This window comes from Corallococcus terminator (genome assembly GCF_003611635.1).
GTDB classification, from domain to species: domain Bacteria; phylum Myxococcota; class Myxococcia; order Myxococcales; family Myxococcaceae; genus Corallococcus; species Corallococcus terminator.
The window spans coordinates 1-9,196 of sequence record NZ_RAVZ01000368.1; the positions used below are offsets into that span (position 1 = coordinate 1).

A 9,196-nucleotide genomic window follows, 5' to 3' on the forward strand; every position below is an offset into this window, starting at 1 on the left:
CCATGTGGCCGGGCAGCCTGCCGGGGGATGGTGGGGCTGCAAACCGTTTTCGGAGCAGGGCGTCTGGAAATGTCGGACAGGGGTGGTAGGCAGACTCCCCAGGTAGGGGCTCCGGTTCGTTGATCCGGGCGTAGGGTCGTGGGAGAAGGTCGGGGATGGCGGTGACACAGCAGATGAAGACAGGCAAGGCGGCGGAGGTGGTGCTCGCCGAGGACGAAACGACCCCGGACGTCGGGACGAATGAAGCACCCGCGGGGGCGCGGGAGATCGCGTCCCTGACGCCGATGATGCGCCAGTACCTGGAGGTGAAGGCGCTGCATCCGGACACGGTGCTGTTCTTCCGGATGGGCGACTTCTACGAGATGTTCTTCGAGGACGCGGTGAAGGCCTCGGAGCTGCTCCAGATCACCCTGACGGCGCGGTCCAAGGGCGCGGACAAGGTCCCGATGTGCGGGTTCCCGTACCACTCGGCGCGCCGGTACATCGCGAAGCTGATTGAACATGGCCTGAAGGTGGCCATCTGCGAACAGGTGACGGAGCCGGGCGCGGGGCCGGGCATCGTGCAGCGGGAGGTGACGCGGGTCATCACGCCCGGCATGGTGCTGGACGACGAGGTGCTGGAGCCGCAGGCCAGCAACTTCCTGGCGGCCGTGTGCTGGAGCGAGGGTGGTTTCGGCGCGGCGCTGCTGGAGGCGTCCACCGGCGAGTTCTACACCTTCGAGGCGGCCAGCCTGTCGGAGCTGGTGGAGGGCCTGTCGCGCGTGGAGCCGCGCGAATTGCTGGTGCCGCAGGGCCAGCGCGAGGCGCCGGAGGTGGTGCAGGTGTGCCAGCGGCTGTCGCGCGCGCCGGCGGTGGCGGAAGGGGAGGGCGCGGCCTTCGAGCACACCCGGGCGGCGGCCTTCCTGCGCACGCACTTCAACGTGCAGTCGCTGGCCGCGTTCGGGCTGGACGGCTCACCGCTGGCCACCGGGGCGGCGGGGGCGGCGCTGCGCTACCTGAAGGACACGCAGAAGACGGCCGCCGCGCACGTGGACCGGCTGTCGCGGCAGGAGAAGTCCGCGTGCCTGGTGATGGACGAGTCCTCGCGGGGCAACCTGGAGGTGCTCAAGAGCCTGCGCGACGGTGGGCGCAAGGGGTCGCTGCTGGGCGTGTTGGACCGGACCGCGACGGGGCTGGGGGCGCGCAAGCTGGCGCGCTGGCTGTCCGCGCCGCTGTGCTCGCTGCCGGAGATCACCGCGCGGCTGGACGCGGTGGAGGAGCTGGCCGGCAAGAGCGTGTGGCGCGAGGAGCTGGTGTCCACGCTCAAGGAGGTGGGCGACCTGGAACGGCTGTGTGGCCGGCTGTCGCTGGGCGCGGGCAACGCGAGGGACTTGCGCGCGCTGGGGCTGTCGCTGGCGCAGTTGCCCCGGCTGGGCGCGGCGCTGGCGCGGTGTGACGCGGGGCTGCTCAAGTCCCTGGCGGGCCCGCTGGGGGCGCTGCCGGAGCTGGCGGACGTGCTGCTGCGGGCGGTGACGGACGAGCCGCCGGTGGTCCTTCGCGACGGCGGGTTCATCCGGCCGGGCTTCCACGCGGAGCTGGATGAGGTGGTGGCGCTGTCCACGTCTGGCAAGGACGTGCTCCTGCGCATCGAGCAGCGGGAGAAGGAGCGCACCGGCATCAGCTCGCTGAAGATCCGCTACAACAAGGTCTTCGGGTACTACCTGGAGGTGACGAAGGCGAACCTGCACGCGGTGCCCAAGGACTACATCCGCAAGCAGACGACGGTGGGCTCGGAGCGCTTCGTCACCGAGGAGCTGAAGGAGTACGAGGAGAAGGTCCTCACGGCGGAGGAGCGCCGCACGGTGTTGGAGTTGCAGCTCTTCGAGGAGCTGCGCGCGAGGGTGATCACCTGGGCGCCGGCCATCCGCTCCGCGGCGGAGGCGGTGGCCACGGCGGACGCGCTGGTGTCGTTCGCGCGGTGCGCGGCGGAGTACGGCTACACGCGGCCGCAGGTGGATGACACGGAGGGGCTGATCATCACGGGGGGCCGGCACCCGGTGGTGGAGCGGATGCTGGGCGCGGGCGAGTCCTTCGTGCCCAACGACGTGCGGTTGGATCCGGAGGACGCGCAGTTGTTGATCATCACGGGCCCGAACATGGCGGGCAAGAGCACGGTGATGCGGCAGGTGGCGCTGACGGCGCTGATGGCGCAGGCGGGCTCGTTCGTGCCGGCGAAGGCGGCGCGCATCGGCCTGTGCGACCGGATCTTCACGCGCGTGGGCGCGGCGGACAATCTGGCGCGCGGGCAGTCCACGTTCATGGTGGAGATGACGGAGACGAGCCACATCCTCCACCACGCGACGCGACGCAGCCTGGTCATCCTGGATGAGATCGGGCGTGGCACGTCCACGTACGACGGTCTGTCCATCGCGTGGGCGGTGGCGGAGCACATCCACGACAAGGTGGGGGCGCGCTCGCTGTTCGCGACGCACTACCATGAGCTGGTGGACCTGGCGCGCGAGCGGCCCCGGGTGAAGAACCTGTGCATCGCGGTGAAGGAGCAGGGCGGCAGGGTCATCTTCCTGCGCAAGCTGATTCCGGGTGGGGCCAGCCGCTCCTACGGCATCGAGGTCGCGAAGCTGGCGGGTCTGCCGCCGGAGGTGGTGTCGCGGGCGCGGGAGCTGTTGCAGAACCTGGAGTCCGGCGAGCTGGATGAGGCGGGACGGCCCCGGGTGGCGGTGCGCTCGTCGGCGAAGCGCGCGCCCGTGAACGCGGGGCAGTTGGGGTTGTTCGGGGGGGCGGCTCCGGTGGTGGTGCCTCCCGTGCCTCCCGTGCACTCGGAGGTGTTGGAGGCGCTGCGGGCGGCGTCGGTGGACCGGATGACGCCGCTGGACGCGCTCAACCTGCTGGCGAAGTTGCAGCGGGAGTTGGGGTCGTCTTGAGTCCCAGGCTCCTTGCCGCGCTCAAGAGGGCGCGGCATGGAACGGCCTCAGCAGGCCCGCATGGTCCAACCATTCCCGGACCTGTGCGGCGAGCGCGACATGCTCCGGATTGGTGACCGTGAAGCGCTCGGGGGTCAGGATGATGAGCGTCCCCAGCGCCTCCACGGGTTCGACGCGCACGGGAGCCGGCAGTGGGGGCACCGCTCCCCTCGGGTGTGAGAGGTACGTCACCCACCCGACGAAGGTGCCAACGTCAGCGAACTCCGACACGGTGTCCCGATGTTCGTCGGATGTGATGACGCCCCAGGACGGTTCCCATGCGAGCGCCATCGTGCGCAACGCCTGTGCGAGCGTCGAAGCACGGAGAATCCGCTCCGCGGTGGGACCTTGAGGTGGCGGCGTCAACAGACAGAGATCCACCGTGCTCGGAGAAGGGGCGCCGCAGGAGAAGTTGACGACACTGCTGGCTTCGGCCTCCCCATTCCAGGCGGAGAAGGAGATCTCGCCTCCGCCCAGTTGGTATTTGCTCTTCTTGAGCAGTCCACGAAGTGTTCCAGCATCCGGTGTGAACCGCCCCTTGAGCGCCGCCTCTCGGGTGGTTGCTTGCTCGAACCAATGGGTGAGGCTCGGATCCACGGACGCCAGTCGCTGAAAGAGGATCTCTGCTCGCCGGGCGTAGGATTCCAGCGGCTCGGGCCGCCCGGGCCAGTACACGCCTGCGTAGTAGGTGTCGGTCATTTCAATCAGCGGGGTGGAGTGTGGTGGATGGAAATCCTCCCCAGTCCATTTCGTTTGAACAGGGCTCGCACATGGTCCGCGACCCTGCGTTCCGCGAAGTGCCACTCGATGGGGAAGCCATGGGCGACGCGCTGTTGCCTCCTGGCCTGCCTGACCATGTCGGAGAATCCCTCGAACCATCCTCCCTGCTCCACGGCTTGTTCGAGAAAATGCTCATACCCGGGCCCTTTGGCTTCCAGCAAAACATCATCCCTGAACCCATCGAACTTCACCTCATCGACTTCGTAGACCTGTCCCTCGGGCGCCCGGGTAACCTGGGACTGATACTTTCGTGCTGGCTCCTCCATGGCTTCCCTGGCTGGCTTCCATCGCCCCGGCCCGCCGGAAGAAGAGGCGCCGCCTCCAGAAGTGTTGGCACGTTGCAGGAGGATGGCTGCGCCCGGACCGCCGCTCAACACCGTCGCCGCGCGCCCCACTGGCACCACGACGCGCTCCACCGCCAGCGCGCCTTCCGGCGCCAGCGAAAGCACCGGCACCGAGGCCTCCGCACCCGCCATGACTCCCGTCAGCGTGCGCGTGGTGACCGAGGCCGCGCCCCAGGTGACGAGGACACTCGTCGTGAGACGGGCCACCTCCCGGATCTGCTCTCCCTCCGTCATGAACAGGAAGCGGTCCAGGTATTCGGGTGACGACAGGAGAAGCGCCACCACGCCCGCTGGAAGGTTTCGCAGCCCGTCGATGCTTTCCACGGGATGGGTGAGGAGCTGTCCCAGGGACTGGTAGAGGTCCACGACGGCGTCGCCCGCGCCGTCCAACGAGCGATTGCTGGGCGTCCGCGTGGCGGAAGACTCCGCTCCGCCCGTTGTAGAAGCGCCCCAGTTCGAAGTGGCCCGAGCGAAAAGCTCCATCCTTCCAGGTGATGGGCACCACTTTCTGCTGCGTGCTTCCATCGAGTGCCCACGCCAGGTAGCCGTCCGGCCGGAGCACCGCCACCCGCTCCCGGACGAAGCGCTTCATGCGGCGCAGCAGTTCCTCACGGGAGACCTCACCTTGTTCCAACACCTCGCGCAGCAAGAAGGCCGCCGCCATGCGAGGAGGGAAGGAGGCCCGTGACACCGGCTTCCCCATCAGATGCCCCAGCACCTCGATGGCGTCATCGGGTGTGAAGGGATTCCGGCGGACGGGCAGCTCGTCCAGATCCTCCAGGCCGGCGCGCACGAGCAGCTTCTCGAAGGCGTCCACCTCCTGCAGGCCCATCTCCACGGCCTGTCGCGAGAGCTTTCCGGGACCGGGTGCGATGAAGGCCGTCCCTGCGGGGATGCGCACGGGGCTTCGACGCCCATGCGTTTCTTCGTCCAAGTCGTCGTCTGCGTCGGGGCTCCGTTGCCGCTCCCGGGGAACATCTCGGGTGGAGGCCGAGCGTTGCCGGAGGGTTCGCGAGTTGCCGCGTCCAGCGTGCCTTTCCACGCCAGCGCAGCCTGTGACGACCAGGGTCAGACACAACCACATGAGGCTCGCGCGCATTGTTCAGCCAGGCCTTCCCTCAACGGAGAAGGAAGATTCGTGACGCACGCAGCAGCCACTGGGGCTGCTGCGTGTGGAGTTTCATGGGGCCTTGATCAGAACTCGTAGCCGCTCATGGTCACGCTTCCGCTCACACCATAGGCATGCGCGCCGACCCGCTCTCCCGACTCGAACCGGATGCCCCCCTGGAGTGAGACGCCGCACGGCACGCTCACATAGGATGAACCGGGCGTCAGCGAACAGCCGGGAACCATCGCCCGGGTGGAGCTCAAATCCTGATAGATGTAGGGGCTGATGGGCCCCACCCGCAAGCCGATGGCGGTGCTATTCGAAATCACGATGATGTCTGTGATGACGAGGGTCTTCCCCGCGGGCACCGTGTAGAGCGGCGTGATGTTGGTGGTGTTGCCGTTGAATCCACCGGAGAACGACTTGACGGAGTGTCCCCTGCCCGAGGACTCCGTCACCGCGCCGGCGGGTCCCTGGGGGCCCTGTGCTCCCTGCGCGCCGGTATCACCCTTGAGCCCCTGAGGACCCTGGGCTCCAGTGTCTCCCTTGGGGCCCGGAACGCCCTGCGGCCCTGAAGGCCCGGCCGGCCCCGGGGCCCCAGTGGCGCCGTCCGCGCCCGCTGCTCCAGCAGGCCCTTGAGGACCTGCGGCTCCGGGAGCACCCGCGGGCCCCGTGTCTCCCTTTGGCCCCGCAGGGCCTCCCGTTCCGATGCTGACATTGAAGCGGTCGTAGCCCGTCGCCGCAGGGTCCAGGGCGGTCACCGTCAGGAGATAGGTGCCGGGGATGACCGCCACCGGCGCCGGCAGCTTCGCCACGACCGTCGTCGTGCTGTGGCTCAGGATGATGAGCCCGGAGCCAGAGAGGTTGACCCCTGGCGCCGTGCTGCCGAAGTCCTGGCCGAAGATGGTGATCTCCTGGTTCTCCAGATCGACGGTGACGCTCTTGATGACGAGCGGTGGCGTCTGCGCGCTACCGGTGCGTGGGAATACGGTCAGGGCTGTCAGCAGGCACAACATCGCCAATCGGGCGGCTCGCATGGTGTCTCCGGGATGAGCGGGGAAAACCAGTTGTCGCGCGTGCGAGCGGAAAGTTGCCCTGATTCTGGAATGTTTGTGATTGTGGGGTGATTTCGACCCGACCCCTGCCGCGTCGAGGCGCCGCGCTACGGAAGGGGCTGGCAGGAGCTCAGCACCGGGGTGGTTGGCGCCTCGCCGGTGAACCGCTGCTTCAACCAGGCCAGGGTGCCGGGGATGTCGTCGCCCAGCACCCCGAAGTGATCCGCCACCGGGCATCCCACGAAGTCGATCTTCGCGCCCCGGAAGGCGAGGCCCGTCTTCACGATCAACGTCTGGGCCGGGTCGACGCGCTCGTCCTGTGCTCCCTGGACGAGCCGCACGGGCACGGTGAGCCGAAGCGTGCCGGGGTCCATCGCGTCCAGTTGCGCGTTCAACTCCGTGAACACGGGCGACTCCTTCAGCACGAAGGCCTTCGGAACAATGCCTCCCCAGGATTTCTCATCGCTCAACTCCACGCGGCATTCGGTGTCGACCCGTTCGTAGAGTTTCACGGCGTCCTCGGTGAGGAAATCCGTCAGCTTCACCTTGGAGGGATTGCCCTCGACGGCACCGGTCAGGAACAGGGGCATGAACGCGGAGTCGGGGCTCGTCCGGCAGCGCGATGATGCCCGACACCGCGACGGGCGCCTCCCCGACGCCTCCACTGATGGAGAGATAGAGCACGCGCATGGGGCGACAGCCAGCGGTCACGGCAGCGCGTTCCCTGCTTCGGGAGGAACAGACGGGGTCGAACCGGCCCTCCCTGTCCCAAGGATGGCTCACATGATTCCAGACCCGCCTGAATAAGGGCGCGGAGGGGTCGGTCGGTGTTGAGGAAGAGCAACGACGCTCTTTCTGACAAAGGCAGACCTGATGAGACTTCGGAGACATCTTGCTGTATCCAGGTGGAATCCCCCTTCTGTGTCGACACTGCTGGCGCTGGTGGTCGTGGGGTGCGGACCGGCTCCCTCGGCGGAACAGCCTTCGCCGGAAGGCAGCGCCCCTGTTTCGACACAGGTCGCGGCGCTGGAAACCGGCACCGTGACGCTCTCACCCGTGGCGGACGCGTACGTCACGCCCGACGCGCCGAACAGTAACTTCGGGCTCAATACGGCGTGGATCGTGAATCGCCAGTACGCCGAAGCCTACCTGAAGTTCGACCTGAGCAGCCTTCCCGCGAACGCGCGCATCACGTCCGTCACCTTCTCAGCGCTGGCCTACGACGGCTACGCCTACGGCGGGGATGGCAATGTCTACACGAGCTTCGTCACCGACGACTCGTGGCTGGAGACGGGTATCACCTGGAACAACAGGCCCGCGCCCTCGGGCACCCCGTCGGGCGAGTGGTTCCTCTGGTACAACCTCACGCCCGAGGACAAGCTGGGCGTCAACTCCAACCCGGCGCTCATCCCCGTCGTGCAGGGCGAACTGGATGGCGACAAGCTCGTGAGCTTCCGGCTGCACTCGCCGGGTTACAAGACGCGCTACCGCTCGCGTGAGTATTCCAATGCCAGCCAGCGCCCGAAGCTCGTCATCCAATACGAGCTGGGTGACGTCGTCACGGTCCTCGAACCGGAGGCGGACACCTTCACCAAGGGGGGGTATTGGGATGGCAACACCAACTTCGGCGGGTCGTACGAACTGGGCGTGAGCTACGGGTGGCCCGAGGCTTCGTTCCTGCGCTTCAACTTGGGGGGCCTCCCCTCGGGGGCGGTCATCAAGTCCGTGAAGTTCTCCGCCACCGCGCGGCGTGGGGCGTCTCCCGGTGGCGACGGCAATGTCTACACGTACCTCGTGCCCGACAATTCCTGGAACGAGTACGGCGTGAACTTCTACAATCAGCCAGCCATTGTCGGGTCGCCCCTGGGCGCGTGGTTCCTCTGGTTTCCCGGCAACTCGGACCAGCCGTTCGAGCAGGTGGGTGTCAATGACAGCCCCGAGCTGATCCCCGCGGTGCAGACGGCGTCGGACGCCACCGACCGGCGCATCTCCTTGCGGATCTCCGGCGCCCCGTACGGGTATCTCAGCTACTACCACTCTCGCGAGGTCGACAACGCATCCAAGCGCCCGCACCTCGAAGTGACGTACACGCCGTGATTCACGGGCGGGCTCCGGACGCGGTGAGGGTTTGCGTCCGGAGCACGGCCCTGTGGTAGCCGGTAGACTGGAGTCGCCGTCCATTGCCCGCGAGGAGCCGACAGACCATGCGTACCCATCGAGCCGTGATCACCTTGCTGCTGCTCCTCTCTGCCAGCGCATTCGCGCGCGAGCCCTTCCCTGACGTGACGGATACCGCGTTCACCAATGCGGTGGTGACCCTGCACAACAGCTACCGCGCGAAGCACAGTGCTCCTGCCCTGACGGTGGACGCCTCGATCGTGGCCTACGCGAAGACCCGCGCGAAGACTGTCTCGACCTTTGAAGGGCTCTCCGAGGGCCACCGGGGACTCGACCACAAATACGGTGAGAACCTCTATTGGGCTGGGAGCTCAACGGATGGGGAGTCGTCCACCCGGCTTGCGAATGCCGCCGTCAGTGCATGGTACGGCGAGATCGCGAAGTACAGCTTCAAGAACGGTCGCTTCTCCGCGGACACCGGCCACTTCACACAACTGGTCTGGAAGGGCACCACCAAGATCGGCTGCGCCATCGCCCGGGGGAAGGGCTCCAAGTGGTACGAAACGTATGTGGTCTGTAACTATCGGGCTCCGGGAAACATGATGGGGGCGTTCCAGACGAACGTCCTGCCCCCGAAATGACCTTGGTCCGCTTGCACGAGGGGCCATCCCCGCTGTCGGTCATTTCAATCCGCGGGTAGGCTCCACGCACCCATGCAATTCGCCATCCCCCATGCGCCCCGCCGTGTCCGTCTGGCCCAGGTTCCCGGGGCGGTGACCCGTCTGGTGCGCGGGGTGCTCGTGGCCCTGGGGGTGATGGCGCTCCTGGGGC

Annotated in this window: 7 protein-coding genes; 3 read left to right on the forward strand and 4 right to left on the reverse strand. The window is 67.3% G+C overall.

From position 1 onward, the window contains the following. Positions 1-155 precede the first annotated feature (155 nt). Positions 156-2,921 carry a DNA mismatch repair protein MutS gene (gene mutS, locus D7V88_RS34785; RefSeq protein ID WP_120544911.1) on the forward strand — a complete coding sequence of 922 codons (2,766 nt, stop codon included), beginning with the start codon at positions 156-158 and terminating at the stop codon, positions 2,919-2,921. 21 nt (positions 2,922-2,942) lie between these two features. Here the strand turns inward: mutS and D7V88_RS34790 are convergent, their stop codons facing one another. The 4 genes from D7V88_RS34790 to D7V88_RS43960 all read right to left on the reverse strand — a co-directional run bounded on the left by D7V88_RS34790 (position 2,943) and on the right by D7V88_RS43960 (position 6,837). Further along, positions 2,943-3,659 carry an immunity 52 family protein gene (locus D7V88_RS34790; protein ID WP_120544912.1) on the reverse strand — a complete coding sequence of 239 codons (717 nt, stop codon included), beginning with the start codon at positions 3,657-3,659 and terminating at the stop codon, positions 2,943-2,945. 5 nt (positions 3,660-3,664) lie between these two features. Next, entirely contained in the window at positions 3,665-4,408 is a 744-nt protein-coding gene (locus D7V88_RS44790) for a Tox-REase-5 domain-containing protein (protein WP_244238557.1), read from the reverse strand. 870 nt (positions 4,409-5,278) lie between these two features. Further along, the gene (locus D7V88_RS42720) at positions 5,279-6,229 is read right to left on the reverse strand and encodes a collagen-like domain-containing protein (protein WP_244238558.1); all 951 of its coding nucleotides are present in this window, start codon (positions 6,227-6,229) and stop codon (positions 5,279-5,281) included. 125 nt (positions 6,230-6,354) lie between these two features. Continuing rightward, entirely contained in the window at positions 6,355-6,837 is a 483-nt protein-coding gene (locus tag D7V88_RS43960; protein ID WP_120544913.1) for an alpha/beta hydrolase family protein, read from the reverse strand. Between the two features lie 331 nt (positions 6,838-7,168). On the opposite strand from D7V88_RS43960, the gene D7V88_RS34810 reads away from it, so the two are divergent. Continuing rightward, positions 7,169-8,344, forward strand: a complete 1,176-nt coding sequence (locus tag D7V88_RS34810; protein WP_158625225.1) for a CBM96 family carbohydrate-binding protein — start codon at positions 7,169-7,171, stop codon at positions 8,342-8,344. Between the two features lie 107 nt (positions 8,345-8,451). After that, entirely contained in the window at positions 8,452-9,006 is a 555-nt protein-coding gene (locus D7V88_RS34815; protein ID WP_120544915.1) for a CAP family protein, read from the forward strand. Positions 9,007-9,196: the final 190 nt, after the last annotated feature.